18 protein-coding genes are annotated in these 23,801 nt (G+C 75.6%); 7 read left to right on the top strand and 11 right to left on the bottom strand.

Annotation, left to right across the window (positions count from 1 at the left end; translation table 11 throughout):
- Window positions 1-35: 35 nt before the first annotated feature.
- Together ACU616_RS21265 and ACU616_RS21260 are read left to right on the top strand one after the other, a co-directional pair.
- Complete coding sequence (locus ACU616_RS21265; RefSeq protein WP_446760403.1) at window positions 36-1,325, top strand: glycerophosphodiester phosphodiesterase; 1,290 nt, start codon at window positions 36-38, stop codon at window positions 1,323-1,325.
- Window positions 1,322-1,495: a hypothetical protein gene (locus ACU616_RS21260; RefSeq protein WP_446760402.1), complete on the top strand. Its 174-nt coding sequence runs from the start codon at window positions 1,322-1,324 to the stop codon at window positions 1,493-1,495. The genes ACU616_RS21265 and ACU616_RS21260 overlap by 4 nt, the downstream gene beginning before the upstream one ends.
- A gap of 29 nt (window positions 1,496-1,524) precedes the next feature.
- Here the strand turns inward: ACU616_RS21260 and ggt are convergent, their stop codons facing one another.
- Together ggt and ACU616_RS21250 are read right to left on the bottom strand one after the other, a co-directional pair.
- Complete coding sequence (gene ggt, locus ACU616_RS21255; RefSeq protein ID WP_446760401.1) at window positions 1,525-3,363, bottom strand: gamma-glutamyltransferase; 1,839 nt, start codon at window positions 3,361-3,363, stop codon at window positions 1,525-1,527.
- Window positions 3,364-3,602: 239 nt separating this feature from the next.
- Window positions 3,603-3,788, bottom strand: coding sequence for a hypothetical protein (locus ACU616_RS21250; RefSeq protein ID WP_446760400.1), 186 nt, complete (start codon window positions 3,786-3,788; stop codon window positions 3,603-3,605).
- Between the two features lie 219 nt (window positions 3,789-4,007).
- On the opposite strand from ACU616_RS21250, the gene ACU616_RS21245 reads away from it, so the two are divergent.
- The gene (locus tag ACU616_RS21245) at window positions 4,008-4,310 is read left to right on the top strand and encodes a protealysin inhibitor emfourin (RefSeq protein WP_446760399.1); all 303 of its coding nucleotides are present in this window, start codon (window positions 4,008-4,010) and stop codon (window positions 4,308-4,310) included.
- A gap of 15 nt (window positions 4,311-4,325) precedes the next feature.
- On the opposite strand, the gene ACU616_RS21240 is transcribed toward ACU616_RS21245, so the two are convergent.
- Together ACU616_RS21240 and ACU616_RS21235 are read right to left on the bottom strand one after the other, a co-directional pair.
- Entirely contained in the window at window positions 4,326-5,387 is a 1,062-nt protein-coding gene (locus ACU616_RS21240; protein ID WP_446760398.1) for a M4 family metallopeptidase, read from the bottom strand.
- A gap of 195 nt (window positions 5,388-5,582) precedes the next feature.
- Window positions 5,583-6,194, bottom strand: coding sequence for a TetR/AcrR family transcriptional regulator (locus tag ACU616_RS21235; protein WP_446760397.1), 612 nt, complete (start codon window positions 6,192-6,194; stop codon window positions 5,583-5,585).
- A 60-nt stretch (window positions 6,195-6,254) separates the two neighbouring features.
- Between ACU616_RS21235 and ACU616_RS21230 the strand changes: the two genes are divergently transcribed.
- The 3 genes from ACU616_RS21230 to ACU616_RS21220 all read left to right on the top strand — a co-directional run bounded on the left by ACU616_RS21230 (window position 6,255) and on the right by ACU616_RS21220 (window position 10,298).
- Complete coding sequence (locus ACU616_RS21230) at window positions 6,255-7,868, top strand: MFS transporter (RefSeq protein ID WP_446760396.1); 1,614 nt, start codon at window positions 6,255-6,257, stop codon at window positions 7,866-7,868.
- A 68-nt stretch (window positions 7,869-7,936) separates the two neighbouring features.
- Window positions 7,937-8,446 carry a phosphohydrolase gene (locus tag ACU616_RS21225; RefSeq protein ID WP_446760395.1) on the top strand — a complete coding sequence of 170 codons (510 nt, stop codon included), beginning with the start codon at window positions 7,937-7,939 and terminating at the stop codon, window positions 8,444-8,446.
- Window positions 8,447-8,552: 106 nt separating this feature from the next.
- Complete coding sequence (locus ACU616_RS21220) at window positions 8,553-10,298, top strand: PHA/PHB synthase family protein (RefSeq protein ID WP_446760394.1); 1,746 nt, start codon at window positions 8,553-8,555, stop codon at window positions 10,296-10,298.
- A 48-nt stretch (window positions 10,299-10,346) separates the two neighbouring features.
- On the opposite strand, the gene ACU616_RS21215 is transcribed toward ACU616_RS21220, so the two are convergent.
- On the bottom strand, window positions 10,347-11,090 hold the full coding sequence (locus tag ACU616_RS21215) for a hypothetical protein (RefSeq protein ID WP_446760393.1): 744 nt from the start codon (window positions 11,088-11,090) through the stop codon (window positions 10,347-10,349).
- A gap of 117 nt (window positions 11,091-11,207) precedes the next feature.
- Between ACU616_RS21215 and ACU616_RS21210 the strand changes: the two genes are divergently transcribed.
- Window positions 11,208-12,560, top strand: a complete 1,353-nt coding sequence (locus ACU616_RS21210; RefSeq protein WP_446760392.1) for a hypothetical protein — start codon at window positions 11,208-11,210, stop codon at window positions 12,558-12,560.
- A 48-nt stretch (window positions 12,561-12,608) separates the two neighbouring features.
- Here ACU616_RS21210 and ACU616_RS21205 read toward each other — a convergent pair whose 3' ends face one another.
- From ACU616_RS21205 to ACU616_RS21180, 6 genes are all read right to left on the bottom strand, one after another.
- A complete protein-coding gene (locus ACU616_RS21205) occupies window positions 12,609-13,469 on the bottom strand; it encodes an alpha/beta fold hydrolase (protein ID WP_446760391.1) in 861 nt (286 codons plus the stop codon).
- Window positions 13,470-13,540: 71 nt separating this feature from the next.
- Window positions 13,541-15,508, bottom strand: a complete 1,968-nt coding sequence (locus ACU616_RS21200) for a 3-oxoacyl-ACP synthase III family protein (protein WP_446760390.1) — start codon at window positions 15,506-15,508, stop codon at window positions 13,541-13,543.
- Between the two features lie 22 nt (window positions 15,509-15,530).
- On the bottom strand, window positions 15,531-21,047 hold the full coding sequence (locus tag ACU616_RS21195; RefSeq protein ID WP_446760389.1) for an ATP-binding protein: 5,517 nt from the start codon (window positions 21,045-21,047) through the stop codon (window positions 15,531-15,533).
- 42 nt (window positions 21,048-21,089) lie between these two features.
- Entirely contained in the window at window positions 21,090-21,905 is an 816-nt protein-coding gene (locus ACU616_RS21190; RefSeq protein ID WP_446760388.1) for a beta-ketoacyl-ACP reductase, read from the bottom strand.
- Window positions 21,906-22,122: 217 nt separating this feature from the next.
- Complete coding sequence (locus ACU616_RS21185; protein ID WP_446760387.1) at window positions 22,123-22,488, bottom strand: hypothetical protein; 366 nt, start codon at window positions 22,486-22,488, stop codon at window positions 22,123-22,125.
- Between the two features lie 144 nt (window positions 22,489-22,632).
- Entirely contained in the window at window positions 22,633-23,796 is a 1,164-nt protein-coding gene (locus ACU616_RS21180) for a DNA/RNA non-specific endonuclease (protein WP_446760386.1), read from the bottom strand.
- Between the last annotated feature and the right edge of the window lie 5 nt (window positions 23,797-23,801).

The following is a 23,801-nucleotide window of genomic DNA, read 5'->3' as shown; positions in this document are numbered from 1 at the left end:
GGCGCAGCCGGCCCGGCGCGGACGTAGGGTTCCGCGTGGACTTCGCCGACCTGAGCCGGCCGTTCGTCATCGCCCACCGCGGCGGGGCCGTGCAGGTGCCCGAGCACACGATGGAGGGCTACCGGGTCGCGGTGGGCCAGGGGCTGGCGGTCATCGAGCAGGACGTCGCCACCCTCGCCGACGGCGGGCTCGGCGTCATGCACGACGGCACCGTCGACCGCACGACCACCTCCAGCGGCAACGTCGCCGACCACACCTCGGTGTCGTGGAAGCAGCTCGACATCGACGCCTCGGTCACCCTCGGCGGCGGCTGGCCCGACGGGCTGCACCCCCCGCTGTTCGACGAGGTGCTCACCGAGTTCCGCAACCGCGTCCTGCTCTGCGCCGAGGCCAAGAGCAGCGACGCCATGGCCCCGGTGCTCGCCGCGCTCGACCGGCGCGGGGTCCGCCCGGCGACGGTGCTGCTGCAGTCCTACGCGCTGGCCGACTGCCGGCTGGCCCGCTCCCGCGGGTGGGACGTCATCTGGCTCGGGACCACCGACGCCGCCCGGGCCGCGGCCGAGGGGATCGGCTGGATCGGCCCGGAAGCGGGCTCGGTCACCGCGGAGGTCTGCGCACGAGCGCACGCGGCGGGCGTCGAGGTGGCCACCCACACGGTCAACCGCCGGCACCAGCGCGACGCCCTCGTCGCCGACGGCGTGGACGCGCTCTTCTCCGACGACCCGGTCTACGTCGCGGGGGACGCCGCGCGGCGCACCTCGGACCTGTTCGCCCGCCAGGTCTGGCTGCCCGGGATGCTGCCGGACACCGACCGCGGCCGCTTCCACCCGGACGACGGCTCGTGGGGCTGCGGCGCACCCGGCACCACCACCTGCACCCTGATGGGCTTCCTCGCACCGCCGGACCCCACGGCGTTCACGCTGTCCCTCGACCTCCGCGTGGACGTCCTCGACGCCGGCGACCGCACCTGCTGCGGGTGGGTCCTGCTGAGCACCGACGACCACCCGTACCGGCCGCCGTCGGGTCCCTCGCCGGGCGTCGACGGCCACCTCGTCGGCCTCCGCGGGGACGGCGGCCTCGACGTCCACCGGGTCACCGACGGCGTCCCGACCCCGCTGGCGTCCTCGGCGCCGGGCACGGCCCTGCGGACGGGCGCCTGGGTGCCGCTGCGGATCGCCGTCACCGGTACGGCGCTCTGCGTCACCCGCGCGGACGCCGACGGCGGGACCCTGACCGTCGTGGACACCACCCACCGGCCCGTGCCCGTCGTCCACCTCGGCAGCGCGTCCGCCGCGGTCCGGTTCCGGGACCTGGTGCTCACGTGAGCGAGCCGCGCGAGCGCCCCGGCCACGGCCCCGCCGACCCGGCCGGCTACCTGGTCGAGGAGATCCCTGACGGCTACCGGTGGACGTGCCGCGCCGACGGCCGGACCGCCGGCCCCTTCCCCAGCCGTGACGAGGCCGTCGCCTCCGCCGAGGCCGACCGCACCGCCTGACCGCGGGTGCGGGACGCACCGGCGTGGTCCTACCCGTCGGCGCCGAGGTCGGGGGCGAGGTCCGGGACGCCGGGCAGTTCGTGCACGACGCCGGCGCTGCCACCGCCGCGGCGCTCGGGCTCGGCGGCGGCGAGCAGCAGGCCGCCGGGGAGGAACTCGACGCCGGTCGCGGCCCCGATCTCGGCGGTCTCGGTGAACCGGTGTCCCAGTGCCTGCAGCTGCTCGCCGTACAGCGCGAGGAAGGCGGGCTCGGCGTCGGTCGTCGGGCTGTTGCGCTGGCTGGCGCGGGGCGCGGCGATCGCCGCGCCGAGGTCCATGCCGCGGTCGACCCGGTTGACCAGGGTCTGCAGCACCGTGGTGATGATCGTGCTGCCGCCCGGGGAGCCCAGGGCCAGCACCGGCGCGCCGTCGCGGAGGACGATGGTCGGCGCCATGCTGCTGCGCGGGCGCTTGCCCGGGGCCGGCAGGTTGGGCTCGGGCACCGTCGGGTCCGCCGGCGCGAAGGTGAAGTCGGTGAGCTCGTTGTTGAGGATGAAGCCCCGGCCGGGCACCGTGATCCCGCTGCCGCCGGTCTGCTCGATGGTCAGCGTGTAGCTGGCGACGTTCCCCTCCGCGTCGGCGACCGTGAGGTGGGTGGTGGAGGGTCCCTCGGCACCGCCGGCACCGGTCGCGGCCCCCTCCGCGGGGCACGGGCCGTACTCGCCGTCCGGGACGCCGGCCTCGACCGGCTTGGGCAGCGCGGCGGCGGGGTCGATCGCGCAGGCCCGCTCGGCGGCGAAGTCGTCGGACAGCAGCTCGGCCAGGGGCACCGGGGTGTAGGCGGGGTCGCCCACGTAGCGGTTGCGGTCGGCGAAGGACAGCGCGGCGGCCTCGAGGTAGGAGTGCAGCAGCGGCACGTCGGGCAGCGAGCCGAGCGGGAACTGCTCGAGCACGTCCAGCGCCTCCCCCACGGTGGAGCCGCCGCTGGACGGCGGGGCCATGCCGTAGACCTGCAGGCCCCGGTAGGCGACCTGGGTCGGCGCGCGCAGCGGGGCGTCGTAGCGCGCCAGGTCGGCCCGCTCGAGCAGGCCCGGGCGCACCTGCTCGGCGCCGGGCGCCTCCGGCGGGTCCTGCACCGTGGCCACGATGTCGTCGGCGAGCCCGCCGGCGTAGAAGGGCTCGAGCCCCTGGTCGGCCAGCAGCCGGTAGGTGTCGGCCAGGTCCGGGTTGCGGAGGACCGAGCCGACCTCCGGCAGCTGCCCGCCGGGGAGGAACAGCTCGGCGGTCGGCGCGAACCGGCGGAACTTCGCCTCGTTGTCCGCGGTCTGCTGCCGGAAGGTCTCGTCCACGACGAAGCCCTCGTCGGCCAGCCCGATGCCGCCCTGCAGCGCCTCGCCGAGGGACAGCGTGCCGAACTCCTCCAGCGCCCGGTCCCACGTCAGCGGCGTCCCCGGTGTGCCGACCGACAGCCCGCTCTGCACCGCCTCCTGGAAGTCGAGCGGGGTGCCATCGGCGTCGAGGAAGGCGTCCGCGCCCATGGCCAGCGGGGCGGTCTCCCGGCCGTCGATCGTGGAGACCTCGCCGGTGGCGGCGTCGTAGTAGACGAAGAAGCCGCCGCCCCCGATGCCGGCGGAGTACGGCTCGGTCACCCCCAGCGCCGCGGCCGCGGCGACGGCGGCGTCGGCGGCGTTGCCGCCGGCCGCCAGCACCTGCAGGCCGACGCGCGTCGCGTCCGGGTCGACCGTGGCCACCGCGCCGCCCGTGCCCACCGCGAGCGGCACCTTCTCCGGCGCCGGCTCCTGGGCGACCGCCGCGCCGGGACCCCCGGCCGCGACCAGACCGGTCGTCAGCCCGGCGAGGGCGAGCAGCGTGGTGCGTCGACGGGCCATGACGCCTCCTCCGGCGGAGTCGACCAGCGAGGCCCCCATCGCACACCGGCCTCCCGGGGAGCGCCACCGCAGGCCCGGAGGAGGCACGTCCACCCCGGGCAGCGGACGCCACGGCCCACGGCGACGGGAGGAGGTGCAGGACGGCCGGCGCCCGGCGTCCCCCCGGCCGCGGAGGAGCCCGCGTTCCCCGGGAACACGACCACGCGAGCGGGGGGCGGGCGGCGTCCGGCCGGGTAGCGTCAGGCCTGCTCGGCCGGCCCCGCCCAGGAGGTCTCGCAGTGGGCGCAGAACCACATCAGGTGACGGTGGTGCCGATGGCGCCGCTGGACGCTGCGGGTGATCGCCGTGCCGCACGACCAGCAGCAGGAGCGGACGTCCAGCGTGTGGGTGTACTGGTCCCCGGAGGAGGACGGGACGACCGACATGGGGGCTCCGCGGGCTCGCCGACACGACGCCGCAGCGGTGCCCGGTCGGGCAGGACGGCAAACCGGCGCACGGGAGCGTGCCACCGGCTCGCCGCGGTGCTGCTTGCGGTCGTGGTCGCCGGCGGGTGCGGGTCGGACGGGCCCGCTGCCGGCGGAGCCGCCGGTGACGGTGCGGGCGACGGCGCGGGGAACAGCGCGCCAGGAAGGGGGATCGAGGTCGTGGACGAACGGGTGCAGGTCGAGGTCGAGCGCACGGGCGGGTTCGGCGGGCTGGTGACGCACCGGTCGGCGGACACCGTCGCGCTGCCCCCGGACGAGGCGCGCGAGCTGCGGGACCTGGTCGGCGGGCTCGACGTCGAGGCCCTCGGGCGTGCGCCGGCGTCGACCCGGTCGGTGCCCGACGCGTTCGAGTACGACGTCGTCATCTCCACCGGTGGGCGCTCGGTGCGCCTGCACGCCCAGGACCCGGACGTGCCGGAGCAGCTACGTCCGCTGATCCGTTTCATGATCCAGCGGACGTAGCCGGCTCCCCCCGGCCTACAGGACGCCGACGGTGCGGAAGGCGCCGCGGACCGCCTGCGCCGCCTGGCGGTCGACCTTCTGGTCGCGTGCCAGGATGCGCGCCTGCGCGCTGAGGACCTGCGCGGCGTCGGCGAAGTTCGCCGTCGGCCACAGGTTCTGCAGGCCCGCGTACCAGATCCTGCCCGCGCTGTCGGTGCCCAGCTCCGACGCGGTCAGGTAGAACGCGCGGTTGATGATGCCGCTGTTGATGTGGACGCCGTAGTTGTCCTTGGGCCCGGAGTAGTACCCGCTCATGTGGTCCGGCTGCGGGTCCTTGCCCATGAGCGGGTTGTCGTAGGCCGTGCCCGGGTGCGCCATCGACCGCAGGGCCTCGCCGTAGAGGCCCGGCGCCATGATCTCGTCGCCGATCAGCCAGTTGGCCGACTCGAAGTCCTGACCGCGGACCTGCTGCTCGATGAGGCTGCCGAACACGTCGGCGAAGGACTCGTTCAGCGCGCCGGACTGGCCCTTGTACTGCAGGTTCGCGGTGAACTGCACGACGCCGTGGGACAGCTCGTGCCCCAGGACGTCCGGCGAGGCCGCGAAGTCGACGAAGATCTTGCCGTCGCCGTTGCCCAGGACCAGTCGCACGCCGTCCCAGAAGGCGTTCATGAAGGCGACGTCGAAGTTCACGTTGACGTTGACGGTCATCCCGTTGTGGTCGATGGAGTCGCGGTTGTGCACGGTCTTGTAGTAGTCCCGTGCGGCTCCGGCGTAGTCGTAGGCCTGGTTGACGTTCTGCGCCTCGTGGGCCGGGTCCCCTTCACCGCGCACCAGCTTCACGTCGAAGTTCGCGGTGTTCTGGTCGTCGTAGACGGCGCGGTCGCCCTTGGTGGGCCGCGGTGAGACGACCGTGGTGAGCGCCGACGGGAGGTCCGGGGAGGCGTTCTGGCGCAGGTCGCGCAGCTGCTGGGTCAGCACCGCGGTGCGCTGCGCCGCGCCCGGGTCGGGCGTGTCGATGCTGCTCGAGCGCGCGAGGTGCTCGATCACCGCGGGCGGCACGAAGGAGCACCGCGCGGGACGGGTGGGGACGGACATGGAGGAGCCTCCTGGCCGGCGACGAGGGAGCCCCCCGACCGGGACACTGCGCACCGCCCGAGGGAGCGACCCGGGGCCGTGCGCGGATCGCTGCGCCAGGATCGCGGGGACGACGTCACCCCTCCGTCACGACGGCGTCACCGGGCCCCGGCCGACCGCTCGTCTCCCCCCGGGACCGGCGCCGCTGCCCGACGGTCAGCCGGCCGCCCGCGCCCGCAGCAGCGCGGCCCCCGGCACGACGAGGCGGCGCACGTGCCGGTCGACGTCGTCGGGGCCGGGGGCCGGCTGGGCGGAGTCGAGCGCGCCGATGGCGTAGAAGTCCGTCGTCGCGGTGACGCACTGCCAGCGCCAGGTGAGCTCGGACCCGTCCAGGTGGGGCAGCAGCGGCCCCAGCACGGCGCAGTACCGGTCGGCGACGGCGCGGACGGCGGCCGCGCCGTTGACCTCCCACGCCTCCGGCGGTGCGTCGAAGATCCGGGTGAACACCCGCGCGGCGTAGCGGCCGCGACCGGCGCACCGCAGCACGACGATCGGCCGCACCCAGCCGTCGACGAGCGACTCGACCTCGGGGCCGGACCGCAGGTCGCCCAGCACCCGCTCGCGGTGGGTGAGGACCTCCTCGACCACGCGGCGCTCCACGGCGGCGACCAGGCCGGCCTTGTCGCCGAAGTAGTAGCCCACGGCGGCGGCGTTGGCGACACCGGCCAGGCGGAGCACGTCGCGCACCGAGGTGCCCGCCGGCCCGCGCGCGGCCAGCAGCTGCTCGGCCGCGTCCAGCAACCGCGCGGGGGTTGCCACCTCCGTCATCCGACCTCCATGCTGGGCCCCGCCTAACACGGGCGTATCAGACGATCGTCTGGAGTGAGCATGCCCGACACTCGAGTCGTCCGGGGGGGCCCGGGCGCGCTCCTCGCCGCGACGAGTGCGGCCGTGGCGCTGGTCGGCGGCGCCGGCACCGCCCTGGCCCGTGCCGGACACGAGATCGCCCGCGCCACGGGCGCCACCGGTCCCGAGGTGTCCTGGGCGGTCGGCGCCTACGCGCTGGCCGTCGCCGTCCTCGCGCTCCCCCTGGGGATCGCGGCGCGCCGCTGGGGCCGGCGCACCGCGCTGGTGCTGGGGCTGGCCGTCCTCGCCGTCTGCAGCGTGTGGTCCGGGCTCGTCGCCGACCCCACCACGCTGGTCGTGCTGCGCGGGCTGGCCGGCGCCGGGGCGGCGGCGGTCGTGCCGGCCGCGCTGTCGGTGCTGCTCGACGCCCACCCGGCCGAGGGCCGCCCCTCGGCCGTCGCCGTGTGGGTCGCGGTGGCCGGCGCCGGCGCCCTGGTCGGCCTGGTGCTCGCCGACGTGCTCCTGTCCTTCGCGTGGTGGGGCAGCCTGCAGGTCGTCTCCGGCCTGCTGGCCGCAGGGGTGGCCGGGGTGTGCCTGGCCGTCGTCCCGCCGTCGTGGGCGCACCTGGGCAGCCGCCGTTCCGGGCGCTGGACCTCCCCGGCCGGCGCGCGCGTCGTGCCGGCCCAGCACCCCGTCATCGGCCTGGGGTCGACGTCGGCAGGGGCGCGGACCTCCCGCCTGTCCCGGACCGTGCAGGCGGTCGCGGCCGGCGCGCTCGTGCTCGGCGTCACCGGCGCCGTCGTCCTGGTCAGCGCGGTGGTCCCGGACGCCGCACCCTCGGCGCCGGCCATGGCCACCACCACCGAGAAGGACGTGGTGGCGCCCCCCCGGCCGGCACCCGACCGCACCTCCATCTCGCCGGTGCCCGCGGCGGAGCCGGCCGCCGCGCCGCCGCTCGCGGGCACGGCCGCCGCCCCCGCACCCGCCGGCGTCGCCGCGGACCAGCAGCAGCCCACCGCGGCGCCCGCCACAGAGGCACCCGGGCAGACCGGGGAGGCCACCCCCGCCGGGACGAGCGCCCCCGCGCCGGTGCCCCCGACGACGGCCTCCGCCACCTCGACGTCGACGACCACGGCTGCGACCACGGCTCCGACCACGGCTCCGACCACGGCCGCGGCGAGCACACCGGTTCCGACGACACCGGCCCCCGCGACCACAACCCCGGCCCCGGCCCCGGCCACCACCACCCCGGCCCCGGCTCCGACCACGACGGTCCCCGCGCCGGCTCCGACCACGACGGCTCCCGCCCCGACCACTCCCCCGGTCCCGACCACGACGGTCCCCGCCCCGGCTCCGACCACGACGGCTCCCGCCCCGACCACCACCACCCCGGCTCCGACCACGACGACTCCCGCCCCGACCACCACCACCCCGGCTCCGACCACGACGACTCCCGCCCCGACGACCCCCGCCCCGACCACGCCCGCCCCCACGACACCGGCTGCGACACCGACCACCCCGGCGCAGACCAGCACCCCGACCACGACCACGACCTCCGCGACCACCCCGACGGGGACGACCGCGACGGGGAGCACGACACCGGAGACCACGACGCCGGCCGGGACGACCACGGCGACCGGCACCGCCACCCCCTGAGCGCCCGGCGCGCAGGGTCGGCTCGCCGGAGCCGCCGCACGACCCCGTCACCGCCTAGCCTCGGGCGCGTGGGGTTCACCGTTCCCGACGCGCACCTGCTCGCGCTGCACGCACACGAGGGGCAGGTCGACGCACAGGGCCGGGACCACTACCTCGCCCACCTGCGGCCGGTCGCCGAGGCGCTGCGGCCCTACGGCCCGGACGCGGAGATGGCCGGCGTCCTGCACGACGTCGTCGAGGGCACCCGCGACCGCCCCGACCCCGCCCGCCGGTACGACCTCGACCGGCTGCGCGCCCTCGGCGTCCCGGAGGTCGTCGTCGAGGCGGTCGACGCGGTCACCCGGCGCCCCGGCGAGCCCTACATGTCCGGCCTGATCCGCCGCTGCGCCGCCCACCCCCTCGGCCGCCTGGTCGCGCTCACCGACAACGCCCACGCGCTGGCGGCCAACGCCGTCCTCGCGCGGACCGACCCGGACCGGGCGCGCACCCTCCGCGAGGGCCGCTACCGCCCGGCCCGCCGGATGCTGCTGGCCGCGGAGGCCGCTGACCCGGGGTGCGGCCGGCGCATCCTCGTCTGAGCCGCGCGGCGGCCGGCCCGGGGAGCCCGCCGGTCAGGGGTGTCCCCGCGGCCGGTGCGGCACTAGCGTCCCCTCCTGTGTGACCCAACTCACAAGAGGGGGATCGGTGACCAGGACCCAGCCACCACACCAGCGCACGTCCACCCGCCCGCACCTCGCGCCCGCGGACCGCACCACCCGCGACGACCCGGCGCCGCCGGCCCCGGTGGAGGGTGGCGAGCCCGTCGGCCTCCCCTCCCCGCGCGGCATGGCCCGGGGCCTGGTCGCCACCTTCGGCCGGCCCGGGCCCGTGGCGCGGGAGGCCGTCCGGCTCGGGCAGGACACCGCCCGCATCCTCCGCGGCACCGACGAGATCGCGCCCTCGCCGAAGGACCAGCGCTTCGCCGACCCCGCCTGGTCACTGCACCCCGGGTACCGGCGGCTGGGCCAGTCCTACCTCGCGACGACGGCCGCCCTGGGCCGCCTGGTCGACGACTTCGAGGCCACCGGCGCCGACTGGCGCGAGGTCGAGAGCGTGCGGTTCGTGGTCAACGCGCTCACCAGCGCCCTGGCGCCCACGAACACCCTGGCGGGCAACCCGGCCGCGCTGAAGCGGGCGTTCGACACCGCCGGGGTCAGCGTGCTGCGCGGGCTGCGGAACGTGCTCCACGACCTCGTGCGCAACGGCGGGCTGCCCCGCCAGGTGGACCGCAGCGCCTTCACCGTGGGCGAGGACCTCGGCATCACCCCGGGCGCCGTCGTGTACCGCGACGAGGTCGTCGAGGTCATCCAGTACACGCCCTCGACGCCGACCGTGCGCTCGCGGCCGCTGGTGATCGTGCCGCCGCCGATCGGCCGCTTCTACTTCCTCGACCTGCGACCGGGACGCAGCCTCGTCGAGTACGCCGTCAGCCGGGGCCTGCAGGTCTTCATGGTCAGCTGGCGCAACCCGAAGAGAGAACAGTCCGAGTGGGGGCTGGACGAGTACGCCGGCGGCGTCGTCACCGCCGTCGACGTCGCGCGGGAGGTCACCGGGTCCGACGACGTCACCACCCTGGGCCTGTGCGCCGGTGGCCAGGTGATGACGACGGCGCTCAACCACCTCGCCGCCACCGGCGACGACCGGGTGCACGCCGCCGGCTACGCGGTGACCCTGCTCGACTTCTCCAGCCGGGCTCCGCTCGGCGCCTTCTCCGGCCCCCGGCTGCTGGAGGTCGCCCGGCGCAACTCCCGCCGCCGGGGCGTCATCTCCGCCCGGCAGATGGGCTCGATGTTCACCTGGATGCGCCCGGACGACCTGGTCTTCAACTACCTGGTGAGCCAGTGGCTCATGGGTGAGGACCCGCCCGCGTTCGACGTCCTCGCCTGGAACGCGGACGGCACCAACCTGCCCGCCCGGCTGCACGAGCAGTTCCTCGACGTCTTCGCGCACAACGCGCTGGTCAAGCCGGGGGCGCTGCGCGTGCTGGGGACGCCGGTCCACCTGAGCCGGATCACCGTCCCCACGTTCGTCACCGGGGCGCTCACCGACCACATCACCCCGTGGCACGGCTGCTACCGGACCACCCAGCTGCTGTCGGGGCCGAGCACCTTCGTGCTCAGCTCCAGCGGCCACATTCAGAGCCTGGTCAACCCGCCGGGCAACCCCCGGGCCCGCTACTGGACCGGCGGCGAGCCGGGGCCCGACCCCCACGCCTGGCGCGCGGCGGCCGAGGAGCACACCGGCAGCTGGTGGGAGCCGTGGTCGGAGTGGGCGCTGGAGCGCTCCGGCGACGAGGTGCCCGCACCGGAGGCGCTCGGCAGCGACCGGCACCCGGTCCTGGAGCCGGCGCCCGGCTCCTACGTCCGGGACCGCGTCCCCGGCCGCGGCTGAGTCCGGCCGGGAGCCCGGGTCCTCCTGAGTCCTGGTGGGGCGGGCGGGTCAGCCGGCCCGCCGCACCAGGTGGTCGAGCACCTGCCCGGTCTTGCTCTGCGGCTGCGGGTCGGCGGGCAGCCCGCAGGAGAGGACGAACCCGGTCAGCGCGTGCTGGCGGGCCGCGGCCTCGGCGGGGGCGCGCGCGACGACCGACAGCTCGAGGAAGTCCAGGTGGTCGACGGTCCACCGCTCCGCCCGGACGCCGAGGTCGGTCGGCGCCGACCGGACCTCCTTCCACCGGGTCGCGGCCACCGGCGGCAGGACGGTGAGGGCCGCCAGCTGCACCGGGACGTCGGCGCAGTCGCGCAGGAAGGCCGCCTGCTCCTCGGTGAACAGCTCCTCGGCCGACCGCCCCTCCTCGTCGATCCCGTCGAGCGGCGGTGGCCGGTCGACGGTGTGCGAGACCGCGAGCACCCGGCGCTCCCCCGCCCAGTCGGCCTCGACCTCCACCTCCCAGTCGTGCCCGTCGGCGGTCTCGCCCTCCCGCGCGGCGAGCCAGCGGCCGGTCAGCTGGGAGAGCCGGGCCGGGCGCATCTTGATCGTCGAGTCACCCCTGCCCTCCGGCTTCGAGCGGGCGCGCAGGACGACGCCGCGGTCGAGCAGCGGGGTGCCCAGGAGGGCGCCGGGGACGACGTCCTCGCAGAAGTGGATGCGCCAGGACTGCCCGCCGGTCAGCCCGAGCGCCCGCACCGCCGCATCGGTGCCGTCCCCGCCGAGGGTCACCTTGACCTCGATGCCGTCCAGCCGCATGGCGTGCCTCCGCTCCGGGGTGGGCGGCCCAGCGTCCGCGGCCCACGTCACGGCACCGTCACCGACCGGCGCGGGCGACGTGACGGCGTGGTGACGTCCGCGGTCGACCCTGTGGCGATGGCTGTCACGTCCCCCCACGGTGCCGCGACGCACGAGGACCCGACCCGCGAGGACCCGACCCGCGAGGACCCGACCCGCGAGGACCCGACCCGCGAGACCCCGATCCCCGAGGACCCGACGCACGAGGACACGACCCGCGAGGACGGCGCTGCGGTCCCGGCGACGGGCGTCAGCCCCTCCCCCGACCCGCACGGGACCCGGCGACCTCGCCGGCGGCTCGGCGTCCCACGGCGTCACGGCCGCGTGCCGGCCGCGCGGGCCTGGCGAGAGGGGACCCTGACGCGGATCCAGGAGCTGGAGGCCCTGTGCGCCTGGGCGGCACGCCAGTCCTCGGCCGTCGACCAGCCCATCCTCCACGCGGTGGCGGTGCACCTCGCCGCGGCCCGGCAGGCCGCCGAGGTCCGCGGTCACCTCGTGATGGACGAGGCGCTGCTGGAGCGCGCGATGAGCAACCTCGACGCGGCCGAGGGCATGCTGCTCACCGTCGCACCCCCCGCCTACCTCCTGGGCCGGCTCCCGGGGGTGCTCAACGACGTGACCCGCCACCTCGCGCCGTCGGACCACCGGCGCCGGCAGCTCGAGCAGCTGGGCCGGCGGGTCGGCGTGTGCTCCCCCGGGGACGCCGCGGAGGGGACACCGCCGGCGGACGCCGAGCCGCTCAAACTGGTCGAGGCCGAGAGGCTGACGATCGCCACGGCCAGCCGGGCCGCCGGCTCCGCGGCGCTGCGGGAGCAGATGCGCCTGCGCAGCTTCCGCAACGTGCTGATCGTGGCCACCGTCCTGCTCACCCTCCTGGCCGCCACGCTGTGCCTGATCGGGCTGGGGAGCCCCACGTCACTGCCGCTGTGCTTCGCCCCGGAGCAGCAGGACGGCAGCACGCTGGTGGTCTGCCCGACCGCCCAGACGACGGTCGACACCCCGGGCGGTGGGGACGACCCCGCCTCCGGCGACGTCGACGACGTCGTCCGCGAGACGGTCCGGCCGGTGGACGTCCTCCTCGTCGAGCTGATCGGCCTGGCCGCCGGGGCCGTCGCCGCCGCGGCGGCGGTGCGCAACCTGCGGGGCTCCTCCGAGCCGCACGGCATCCCGGTCGCGGTGGCCCTGCTGAAGCTGCCGACGGCGGCCCTCACGGCGGTCCTGGGCCTGCTGCTCGTGCGCGGCCAGTTCTTCCCGGGCCTGACCGCTCTGGACACCTCGGCGCAGATCCTGGCGTGGGCGCTGGTCTTCGGCTACGCGCAGCAGGTGTTCACCCGGCTGGTCGACGCGCAGGCCGACACCGTCCTGAGCAGCGTCCGTGCCGGCAACGGGACCGTCCCGGGCGAGGGCGCCGTCCCGGCCCCCGGTCGCTGACGCCGAGCCGCCCCGGCCCACGGCGAGGCCCGGTCCACGGCGCACGGGTCACGACCCGCCGCGGGCCTCCCGGGCCACCAGCGCGCGCAGCTCCGCCCGCATGACCCCGGGGTACTGGAGCGGCACGAAGTGGGTGCCGGCGAGCGTGTCCAGCCGCGCGCCGGGGACCGCCCGCGCCGCCGCCCGGACGTCGGCGAGGTCGACCAGGCTGTCGTAGCGGCCGGCCACGAAGGTGACGGGGCAGCGCACCGGACCGACGTCCAGCGGCGCGTGCTCGGCGACGGCCAGGGCCAGGTGCCGGTACCAGCGCCAGTCGTGCCGGGAGAACTCGTGCAGCACCTGGTACAGCGCGGCCGGGTGGCCGGCCTCCCGCGCCGGGCCGGCGACCCCCGCCGGCGTCAGCAGCTCCGGCCACCGCGGGAGGCTGGCCACCAGCACCGGCAGCAGCGGACCCACGGCCAGCAGGAGCCGGCTGCTCAGCCGCCCCGCCGGTGCCCGCAGCCGCCGCGGCACGCCGTAGGGCGCGAACATCGCCGAGAAGCTGCCGCCCGGCACCCCGGCGACGGCGAGCAGCGACCGGACGCGGGCGGGGTCCTCGAGCGCGAGCTCGAAGGCCACGTTGACCCCCAGCGACCAGCCGACGACCGTCGCCGAGGACAGGCCGAAGGCGTCGAGGACCGCGCGGGCGTCGTCCGCGTGGTCCTCGACGCGCACCCGGTCCCGGTCGGCCGGCCGCTCCGAACCGGACAGGCCGCGGTAGGACCAGGTGACCACCCGGAAGCCGCTGTCGCGGCCGACCAGCCCCGGCCAGGCCGCCGGCGGGGCGCCCAGGCCGTTGCACAGCAGGACCGGGACGCCGTCCCCGTCGTTGGTCCAGGCGCGCAGCCGCGTGCCGTCCGCGGCGCGCACCGTCGTGTGGCCTCCCTGCAGGGGCCCGCCGCGAGCCTGCGAGTGGCGGGCCCCTGCAGGGAGGTCCTCCATCAGGTGAAGGCCTCCCGCATGCCCTCCGAGGCCGATCCGGGCTGCGCCTGGTCCGCCGGCTCCGGGGCGGGCATCCCGGCACCGTGCTCGTGCGGCGCGGAGGCTCCCTGGATCGCGACGACGGCCGGGTCGACCCGCATGACGGCGTACCCGGCGACGGCGCCCGCCCCGAACCCGGGCGCGAAGACCCGCGCCGGCTCGGTGATGACGCCGTCGCGCACGGCGTCGTGGATGGCCAGCGGGATGCTCGCCGAGGAGGTGTTCCCGACCTGCTCGATGTTGAAGTAGAGCTGGTCGGCGGTCAGCCCGGCCCGCTCGGCCAGGCCGATGACCATGGTCTTGTTCGCCTGGTGCGGGACGATGAGGTCGATGGCGTCCATCAGCGACCCGTCCCGGCCGGCAGGCGCCGGCAGCTGCTCCAGCTCCTCGATCATCTGGGACAGGTAGCGGCCGGCCAGCGCCTTCACCTGCGGGCCGAAGACGGTGATGTTGTTGTCGAACTCGGGGTTGGGCCAGAGGATGGAGTTCACCTCGCTGGCCGGTCCGCTGGCGTAGGTCTTCATGTAGTCGATGTCGCCGTCGGTGCCCTCGGGTGCCGGGCCCACGACCAGCGCCGCCGCGCCGTCCCCGAAGATCATCCGCGAGGTGCGGACGTTGCCGATCTTGTCGGAGAACTTCTCCACGCAGACGACCAGGACCGGCCGCTCGACCTCCTGCAGCATCCGCACGGCGTCGGCCACGCCGTAGGGCATGCCGGCGCAGGCGGCGATGACGTCGTAGGCGGCGTAGACCTGGTGCATCCCGAGCTGGCCGCACAGGTAGGTGGCCAGCGACGGGATCAGCCGGGAGCTGGTGCAGGTGCAGACCAGCACGGCGCCGATCTCCTCCGGCTGCCGTCCCGCCTTGTCCAGTGCGGCCTCGGCTGCCTGCAGGGCGAGCTCCTCCAGCGGGAGCGAGCTGTACTCGCGCTGCTCGATGCCGGTCTTCGACGAGATCTCCTCGGCGCTCATCGGCGACCAGTTGTAGGCGGTGTTGCGGATCAGGTCGTCGTTCGTGCACGGCTGGTCGCCGTGCACCGCGGCCAGGGCCTCGATCCGCGGCTGCACCGAGAAGCGCTGCCGCACGTCGAGCTCGGGGTAGGGCCGCACCGGCGGCCGGGACTCCCGGGGTCCGGCGACGCGCCGGGGCTCGGCACCCGCACGCAGCCGGCGCAGGAAGCCGCGCACCTCCTTGTCCCGCGGGTGGAAGGCGACCACGTAGTCGTCGTCCGTCAGGTCCTCGGCCCGGGCCAGCTCCATCTTCGACCGGTCCCAGGGGTACTGGTTGTGCAGCACCATCGCCCAGCGGTGCAGCGCCTCGAGCTCCGGCACGTCCTCGGTGACGTCGAGGATGTCGGTGTAGTCGTAGACCGGGTAGTCCGGGTCGTAGCCCGGCAGCCGGAAGGTGAGCGCGCCCGGCTGCTCCAGGAACTCCGCGACCGTGGGCTTGACCGCCGGCAGCGTCGAGGCGTGGTGCTTCCGGTGGCCGTAGACGTCGAACAGGACGTCGAAGATCCGGTCCTCGCAGCCCTCGTTCCACCGCGACGGCAGCTGCGGGTAGGCCTCCTCCACCGCGGCGATCTTGGTCTCGCCGTCCTCCCACGGCTCCAGCACCGGGAGGAAGACGTCCGGGCGCGACCGGGGCAGGTCGCCCCAGCGGGTGGGCCGCTTGTCGTACATGGTGATCGAGAACCGGTTGGCCCAGAACAGGTTCAGGGCCATGTCCCGCATCAAGTCGTACCGGGTGGCGTAGGCGCCGGTGCGCACCCTCTCCAGGATCTCGGTGCCGCTCGGGGCCTTGGTCTCGAAGTCACGGCGGATGACGCTGTCGAGCTGCTCGAGCGTCTCCACGGTCGAGAAGTCCAGCTCCGGCATGATGTTCGAGGGGAACACCATGCGGCCGTGCTGGTTCAGGACGAAGGCGTTCACGAGGGTCCTCTCTGTCGGGCGGTCAGCTCCGGGCGGTGCGCTCCATCCCCCGCTCGACGGCGTCGATGAGTCGGGGGCGCAGCTCGGCGGCGGGGATGATGGCGTGCACGGAGCCCATCCGGCGGGCCCGCTCGATGTCGTGGACCGCCTCGAACTCGGCGGCGACCTCGCCGAGCTTCTCGGAGCGGACCGTGGTGCGCAGGGTGGCCAGCTGGGAGCGCAGCTGCGCCTGCTCGACGGGGTCGGCCGAGCCGAGGGCGGCCTCCAGCTCCTTGACGCGGGGGTCGGCGCCGGTGCGCTTGTCCACCTCGCGGGAGAAGACCACCGCCGCGGCCGGCGCGCCGCCGATCACCGAGGCGTAGGAGCCCTCGACCGCGAGGACCTCCATGCCCTCGTTGAGGACGCCGGAGAACACCACGAACGCGCCGCCGTGGTAGCGGGAGACCACGCAGAAGACGATCGGGCCGTCGAAGTTGGTGATGGCCCGGCCGATCTCGGCGCCGTACTCCAGCTGCCACTTGCGCAGCGACTCCGGTGACCCGTCGAAGCCCGAGAGGTTGGCGAGCACGACCAGCGGCCGGTTGCCGCTGGCGGCGTTGATCGCCCGGGCGGTCTTCCACGAGGAGCGGGGGAACAGCGTCCCCGCCGTCCACTGGTCGGGGCCGTCGGCCGGGTAGCTGCCCCGCCGCGGGATGGGCCGGGACTCGACCCCCAGCACCATCACCGGGTGGCCCCCGAGGTGGGCGTCGAAGACGACGGCGGTGTCGGCGTCGGCCATGCCGGCCCACCGCTCGAGCACCGCGTGGTCGGAGTCGGTGACCGCGCGCATGACGGTGCGGATGTCGAACGCCTTCTTGCGCTCGGGGTTCTTCTCGGCCGAGAAGACGTCGCCGACGGTGGTGAACTCGCTGGCCGGGTGCTCGTGCGGGAAGGAGCGCACGTCGCGGTCCCGCGGGTCGGCGGTCGGCGCCGGCCGCGGCCAGCGCTCCCCCGGCGCGCGGTAAGTGTGGTCGTAGTGCCGGGCCAGCAGGTCGAGAGCGCCGTTGAGGTCGGGCGCCCAGTACTGTGCCTGCCCGTTGGGCCCCATCACGCGGTCGTAGCCGCCGATGCCGAAGTTGTCCTCGGCCGACACCCCGCCGGAGTAGTCCAGTGAGTGCTTGCCGGTGAGCACCATCGCGCTGTCCGGCGTCATGACCAGGATGCCCTTGGTGTGCATGAGCATCGTGGCCTCGGCGTTCCAGTACGGCTGGGCGCCCACGTTGATGCCGGTGACGACGACGTTGATCTCGTGTCCGGCCTGGGTGAACTCGATGATCCGGCGCAGCGCCCGCGACACCCAGTCCATGTTCTCGGTGCCGCTGTCCATCGAGATGCGCGCGCCCGAGGACAGCGCGAACCACTCGACCGGGATGCCGCGCTCCTCGGCCAGGTCCAGCGCCGCGACGACCCGCGCGCACTCGGGCTCGGCGACGGTCCCGAGGGCCTTGGTCGGGTCGCCGAAGAGGGCCACCCGCGTCATGCCCTCCGGGTAGCGCCGGGTCGGCGTGGTCACCAGGCCCACGACGATCCCCGCCTCGTTCTGCCCGGGTGGGCGCTCGACGGGCGTGAGCCGGCCGTCGCCGTCGAGGTCGTGCTCGACGAAGGAGCCGTCCGGGCCGGCCAGCAGCGGGGCCAGCTCGTACGGGTAGGGCGCGCCGCGGGCCCGGGAGCTGAGCACCTTCGCGGTGTAGTCGTCCAGCACCCGCAGCGGCCCGGTCGGGCGGTCGGTCACCCGCATCTGCACGCCGGTGCCCGGGCGGGCGGAGAAGCGCAGCGCCACGTCGCGCGGCGGGCGTCCCTCCTCCTCCTGCAGCCGGGCCAGCAGCACGATCTGGTCGAGGCCCGCGCCCATGGTCAGCGGGGCCGCGGTCCGCGCGAAGTCGGCCACCTCCGCCAGCGGCACCTCGATCGAGGGCCAGGCGTAGAGGTGGATCCGGTTGTGCTCCAACGGCCTCCGCGACCGCCGCAGCGACTGCGCGCGCCGCAGGCTGTCCAGGCAGGAGGTCAGCTGCCCCTCGATGGTCGGGAACCCGACGACCTCACCCCGCTCGTCGCGCAGCGGCGTGAGGTCGCGGACCTCGGCCATGGCGATGAAGCGCTCGTCGTTGGGGTTCTCCTTGGCCGTGACGTGCAGGAGGTAGGTGTCCTCGGCCGAGGGCACGCGCTCGCCGTCGAACTCCTTGAGGCGCCAGATCTGGAACCGCTGCGCGGTCAGCGGGTGCAGGCCCCGGACGATGCGCTCCTCGGCCAGCCCGGCCCCGTCCGGCGTCCGCCGCCAGGTGAAGGTCTCCGCCTCGCCGTCGGGCGTGCAGACGGTGACGGTGACCCGGCGGCCGGCCCGCAGCGCCGGGACCTCGGCGAGGACGGCGTGCAGCTGCTCGGCGGCGGCGTCGGCGGCGGGCGGCCGGTCGGGCCAGTTCACGTAGAGGTCGACGACCACCTGGGCCGGGTCGGCGACGTCGGCCAGCGCGCCCGCCACCGAGGCCAGGGCCTGCGGCAGCCCCGCCATCTGCGTCATGAGCGCGAGCAGGTGCAGCCGCTGGCCGTTGAGGTCGTACTCGGCGGTGACGCAGGTGTCCCCGTCGAGGAGGGTCGACCGCACGTCCTCGAGGCTGCGGCTGCGGTAGTAGCGGCGGGTGAGCACCTCGAGGACGGGGTCCGGGACGCTGGTCTCGCGCTCGAAGCGCCGGACCAGCAGCCGGATCAGCGGCTCGGGGCTGGCGACCAGCGCCTCCATCCGCCGGATCTCCTCGGCGGTGTCCCCGCGCGACGCGGCCTCGTCCAGCTCGTCGAGCAGCCGCGCGGCCCGGTCGAGGACCTCCTGCCGGGCCTGCTGGACGACCGGCTCCTCGAAGTACCGGTAGCGGACGGCGCGCGCCAGGTCCCCCAGCGCGGGGTGGCGCAGCTGGGTGGCCACGATCAGCCGGTCCAGGACCTCGCCGAGCTGGGTGCGCGAGGGGCCCTCCGGCAGCCGGCCCTCCGGCAGCCGGCCGGCGGTCAGCCAGCGGTCCAGCAGCGCCGAGACGGCGGGCAGCTGCTCGCCGACGCGCTGCTGGGCGAGGAACACCCGGTGCACCGCCTCGGTCAGCGCCGCGCTGGGCTCGAGGTCGTCCACGCCGTAGTGGGCCAGCGCCCGACGCAGCCGGGCGCGGAAGGTCTCCGGCAGCCCCTCCCGCTCGACGTCGAGGGAGTGCAGGTAGGCGTGGAAGTACTCGCGGGGGCTGTGGACCTGGGTGTCCCCCTCCTCCTCCTCGCTGGCGGGCCGGTTGCGGGAGAGCTCCGCGATGTCGGCGAACGTCACCAGCACGTCGAGCGCGGCGGACCGCAGCTGCGCGTCGTCGACGGGCAGCTCGTCGCGAGCGGCGGCGTACTCGGCGACCAGCCGCTTGGCGTGCCCGCCGCTGACGTCGTAGCCGGTGACCAGCGCCCGCAGCGACGCCAGCCGGGCCAGCGCCCGCGCGCGCGGGTCACCGTCCGCGGTCTGGGCCTCCTCGGGCAGCACCACCCGCTCGCCGGTGGCCTCCTCGACGTCCCCGCCGGTCCGCTCCAGGCTCAGCAGCGGGGCGCCGGCGTCGACCTGGCTGTTGACCGCGGCCCGCACCTCGCGGACCCGGCCGGTGAACGGCGCCCGCACCGCCGTCTCCATCTTCATGCTCTCCAGGACCGCGACCGGCTGGCCGGCCGCGACCTCGTCACCCGGCGCGACGCGGACGGCCACGACCACGGCCGGGGCGGGGGCGCGTACGACGCCGCCGACGTCGCGGCTCACCCGGTGCGTCTCGCCCTCGACCTCCACCAGGGAGGACCCGGGCGCCTCGGCGGCCACCACCGAGTAGCGGCGCCCACCGACGGTGAGCCGGGCCTCCAGGGGGCCGAGCCGGTCGACCTCGACCTCGACGACCCGGCCGTCGAGCCCGACCCGGTGCCGGTCGCGGTCCACCGTGGCGACGGTGAGCCGGTACACCTGGCCGCGCAGGCCGAGCTCGATGGTGCGGCCCACCTCGTGCGGGGCGCGCGGCCGGCCGCCGCGGGCCGAGGCCAGGAACGCCAGCCGCTCCTGCTCCTCCTCCGCCTCGGCGAGGTCGAGCGCCACCTGCACGAGCGCCACCCACGCCGAGCCGGACGGGCGGACGCCGTCGAGGGTGCCCGCGCGGTCCAGCCACCCGGTGTCGGCCGTACCGGCCACCACCTCGGGGCGGTCCAGGAGGTGCAGCAGGAAGGACTTGGTGGTGGTGCCGCCGCGCAGGACGACGGTGGTCTCCTGCAGCGCGCAGCGCAGCCGGGCCAGCGCCTCGGGACGGTCCCGGCCCCACGCGATGACCTTGGCGATCATCGAGTCGTACTGCGGCGGGATGACGTCGCCGACGCTGATGCCGGTGTCGACGCGGACCCCGGGGCCGGTGGGCAGGCGCAGCAGCTCCACCTGGCCCGGCGCCGGGGCGAACCCCGCCTCGGCGTCCTCGGCGGTGAGCCGCGCCTCGACCGCGTGCCCGTTGGCCTCCGGCGGAGTGCCCTCCAGCCGGCCGCCGGCGGCCACGTGCAGCTGCAGCTTGACCAGGTCCAGACCGGTGGTCGCCTCGGTCACCGGGTGCTCGACCTGCAGCCGCGTGTTGACCTCGAGGAACGTGGTGAGCTGCTCCTCGGGCTGGTAGAGGAACTCGACGGTGCCCGCGCCGACGTAGCCGGCGGCCCGCACGAGCGCGACGGCGGACTCGCGCAGCGCGGCGTCCTGCTCCGGGCGGAGCGCCGGTGAGCTCGACTCCTCGATGACCTTCTGGTTGCGCCGCTGCACCGAGCAGTCGCGCACGCCGGGCGCCCAGACCGCGCCGTGCTGGTCGGCGATCACCTGGACCTCGACGTGCCGGCCGCCCTCGACCAGCCGCTCCATGAAGACGATCGGGTCGCCGAAGCTCTTCTCCGCCTCCGACCGGGTGCGGACCAGCGCCTCCTCGAGCTCGTCCTCCGAGCGGACGACGCGGATGCCGCGGCCCCCGCCGCCGCTGCGCGCCTTGACGATGAGGGGGTAGCCGATGGCCTCGGCGTGCCGCCGGCCGTCCTCGGGACCCTCGACCGGGCCGTGGCTCCACGGCGCGACCGGGACCCCGGTCTTCTCGGCGAGGACCTTGGCCTCGATCTTGGCGCCGAGCAGCCGCATGGCCTCCGGCGGCGGCCCGATGAAGGTCACGCCCAGGTCGGCGCACAGCTCGGCGAAGGCGGGGTCCTCGGCGACGAACCCCCAGCCCACCCACGCCGCGTCGGCGCCGCTGGCCCGCAGGGCCCGGCCGAGCGCGGCGTGGTCGAGGTAGGGGGAGCCGGCCCCCGTCTCCTCGAGCAGGACCGCCTCGTCGGCGGCCCGCACGAAGGTCGCCCGGCGCTCGGCCTCGGTGTGCAGGGCCACGACGCGGGTCCGGGTGCCCTGCTCGGCGTTGAGCTCACGCACCGCACGGATCAGCCGGAGGGCCGGCTCCCCACGGTTGACGACGGCGATGCGGTCGAACACCGGGCACTCTCCTCGATCGCTGGGCTGACGGGGGCGCGGGTGCTACATGTCCAGGCCGCCGTTGACCCCCCAGACCTGGCCGGTGATGTAACCGGAGGCGTCCGCGGCGAGGAAGTGCACGACGCGGGCGATCTCCTCGGGCTCACCCAGCCGGCCGAGCGGGATCTTCTGCTTGAGTCCCTCGATCACCTTGTCCGGCACCGTGTCCAGCATCTCGGTGGCGGTGTAGCCGGGGGTGACGGCGTTCACCGTGATGCCGAGGCCGTCGGTCTTGCCGGAGCGCTGCACCTGCATCGCGGCCTCGCGGGCCAGCGTCTTGGTCAGGCCCAGCAGTCCGGCCTTGGCCGAGGCGTAGTTCGACTGCCCGATGCCACCCATCTCGCCGATGACCGAGGAGATCATCACGATCCGCCCGCTGCCCCGCTCCAGCATGTGCTTGAGCGCGGCCTGCGACAGGTAGAAGGCGCCGGAGAGGTTGACGTCGATGACCCGCCGCCAGTCGTCGTCGGTCATCTTCAGCACGGTGCGGTCGGCGGTGATGCCGGCGTTGTTGACCAGGATGTCGAGCCGGCCGTGCTTGTCGATGACCTCGCGGATGGTGCGGCGGCAGTCCTCGGGGTTGCTGATGTCGCCCTTGTGCACGGAGAAGCCCTGGTCGGGGAAGTCGTCGCAGAACTGCTTGCGGAAGCGCTCGGCCGCCTCGTCGTTGCCGCTGTAGCCCGCGGCGACGTCGGCACCCTGGGCGGCCATGCTGCGGCTGATGGCCGCGCCGATCCCGCGGGTCCCTCCGGTGACGAAGGCCACCCGGCCGGAGAGCTTGTCGCCGGTCCTGCTGGTCCGTTCCTGGGTCGCCGTCACCGGCTCCTCCTGGGATCTCGGTTGCGCGTCGGTACGTGGGCCGAGCCGGGACCGGTTGTCGAGCCGTGTCCCGCCATCGGAGTACGGGCAGCATCCTGCGGAGTGACCAGCACGGCAAGGCAGGAGACGGATTCGTTCGTCACCGACGCGGCGCGTCGCGGCACAGGTGCCCTCCCACGGGCGGCCGGGGGCCGGCCCGGACCACCCGCGCGCGGGGTCAGAAGGGCTCGGGGAGCCCCCGCCGCCACGGCGTCCCCGGGGCCGCCTGCCGGTGCCCGACCGGGTCCGGGGCGGGCTCCGGCGACGACGGGGACCGGGCGCCGGCCAGCCCCTCGCGGAAGCCCTGCGCGTACCACAGCGGGGCGTCGAGCCGGACCCCGGCGGGCGGGGTGCCCGCCCCGGCGTCCCACACGAGGCGGGCCAGGTCGTCGGGGTCGAGCCCGTGGCAGCACGAGCCGGTCGCGGCCGGCTCCCCGGCCGGCTCGAACCCGGCCGCGAGCAGCCCGTCGGCGCGGCCCAGCGCCCGGGCCGCCTCGAGGGCGCGCAGGAACGGGGACGACGGCTCGGGCGGGCTCGCGGTCACGGTCCACCTCCGGTCGGGGTCACCGGGTGCACCGCCGCGGTCCCGTCGGGGCCGGGCGCGGTGCCCGTCTGCAGGAGGTGGCGGCAGGGGCGCTGACACCGCCGGGTTCCGCCTCCCGCGGTGCCGGACCGCGGGAGGTGCCGGTCACCACCGGATGTCGGTGACGCTGCCGAGCGGCTCGCGCTCCCCGGTCCGCGCCGGGAGCACCGGGGTGTCGGCCGCCCGCAGCACGTCAGGGAAGAGCAGCCCGGTGCGGGACTCGAGCTCGGGGAGGGCCACCTGGAAGACCCGGAACTCGTCGAGCTCGAGGATCGGGAGCTGGTCGAGGGCCTGGGTCAGCAGGAAGGCCCGCGCCCGCAGGGCGCCGTCGGTGCGGAAGGCGATCACCTTCCAGTACTCGCGCGGGAGGCGCACCCCGCGGTACACGCGGTCGTCGTCCGCGAAGACCGGCCCGCCGAACACGCTCACCCTCAGGTCCTCGACGTCGACGTCGGCGAGGACCGCGTTCTCCAGGCGTCCCCACACGCCGTCCCGCGCGCTCTGGTTGAAGTCGTCCATCTGCGGCGTGATGTTGGTGAAGTAGAAGGAGTCGCGGTTGGCCCGCTCGGCGACGGGGAGGCTGCCCCAGGTCAGGTCGGCGCGGCGCGCGAGGTGCCCGCGGTCGAGCCGGTTGCCCGCGTACAGCTCGTCGCCGACCTGCAGGTCCTCGGCGATCCGGGGGTCCTTGACGAACCGCAGGCCGTTGCGGCTGAGCGCCTTGAGGGCGCCGCCGTCGATGTTCCAGGCGACCCAGCGGGCGAACCGGCGTGAGGCGCTCATCTGCAGGGAGAAGTGCACGTGGTCGACGACGGTGCCGCCGTCGACCGTGCGCGCCACGTCGGCCAGGACGGCGGCGCCGGCGACGGGCGCGGGGACCTGCTCGCCGAGGAAGGCGGCGTCGTAGCCCTCGACGACCTCGGCGGCGTCCGCGGCAGCGGCCCGGGACGCGGCAGGGGCGGTCCGCGGCGCCGTGTGCGCCCCCGTGGGCTCGCCGTCGAGGGTGAACCGGATCGTGATCTCGGGGACCCGCCGGCCGCCGGCGGTCACGTACGCGACGTCGATGGCGGAGACGTCGAGGTCGGCGAGGGACGCGGCCTCCCCGGCCCGGACCAGCCGACGGAGCGCGGCGAGCAGGTGCCCGTCCCCGCCGGCGTCGGCCGGGCCGCCCGCGGTGGTCCCGGTGGGGGTCGTGGCGCGCCCGGCGCCGTCCGCGTCGAGGGCCCCGGGGAGGAGCTCGTCGGTCGTCGTCTCCGGCAGCAGGTCGGTCACGACCC

It is taken from the genome of Geodermatophilus sp. URMC 62 (assembly GCF_052931475.1).
This window is presented reverse-complemented; position numbering and strand designations above follow the sequence as displayed.

Coding starts and splice junctions, on each gene's coding strand:
- ggt (WP_446760401.1), bottom strand. CDS start 3,363: ATGGCCCGTCGACGCACCACGCTGCTCGCCCTCGCCGGGCTGACGACC.
- ACU616_RS21250 (WP_446760400.1), bottom strand. CDS start 3,788: ATGTCGGTCGTCCCGTCCTCCTCCGGGGACCAGTACACCCACACGCTG.
- ACU616_RS21240 (WP_446760398.1), bottom strand. CDS start 5,387: ATGTCCGTCCCCACCCGTCCCGCGCGGTGCTCCTTCGTGCCGCCCGCG.
- ACU616_RS21235 (WP_446760397.1), bottom strand. CDS start 6,194: ATGACGGAGGTGGCAACCCCCGCGCGGTTGCTGGACGCGGCCGAGCAG.
- ACU616_RS21230 (WP_446760396.1), top strand. CDS start 6,255: ATGCCCGACACTCGAGTCGTCCGGGGGGGCCCGGGCGCGCTCCTCGCC.
- ACU616_RS21215 (WP_446760393.1), bottom strand. CDS start 11,090: ATGCGGCTGGACGGCATCGAGGTCAAGGTGACCCTCGGCGGGGACGGC.
- ACU616_RS21210 (WP_446760392.1), top strand. CDS start 11,208: ATGGCTGTCACGTCCCCCCACGGTGCCGCGACGCACGAGGACCCGACC.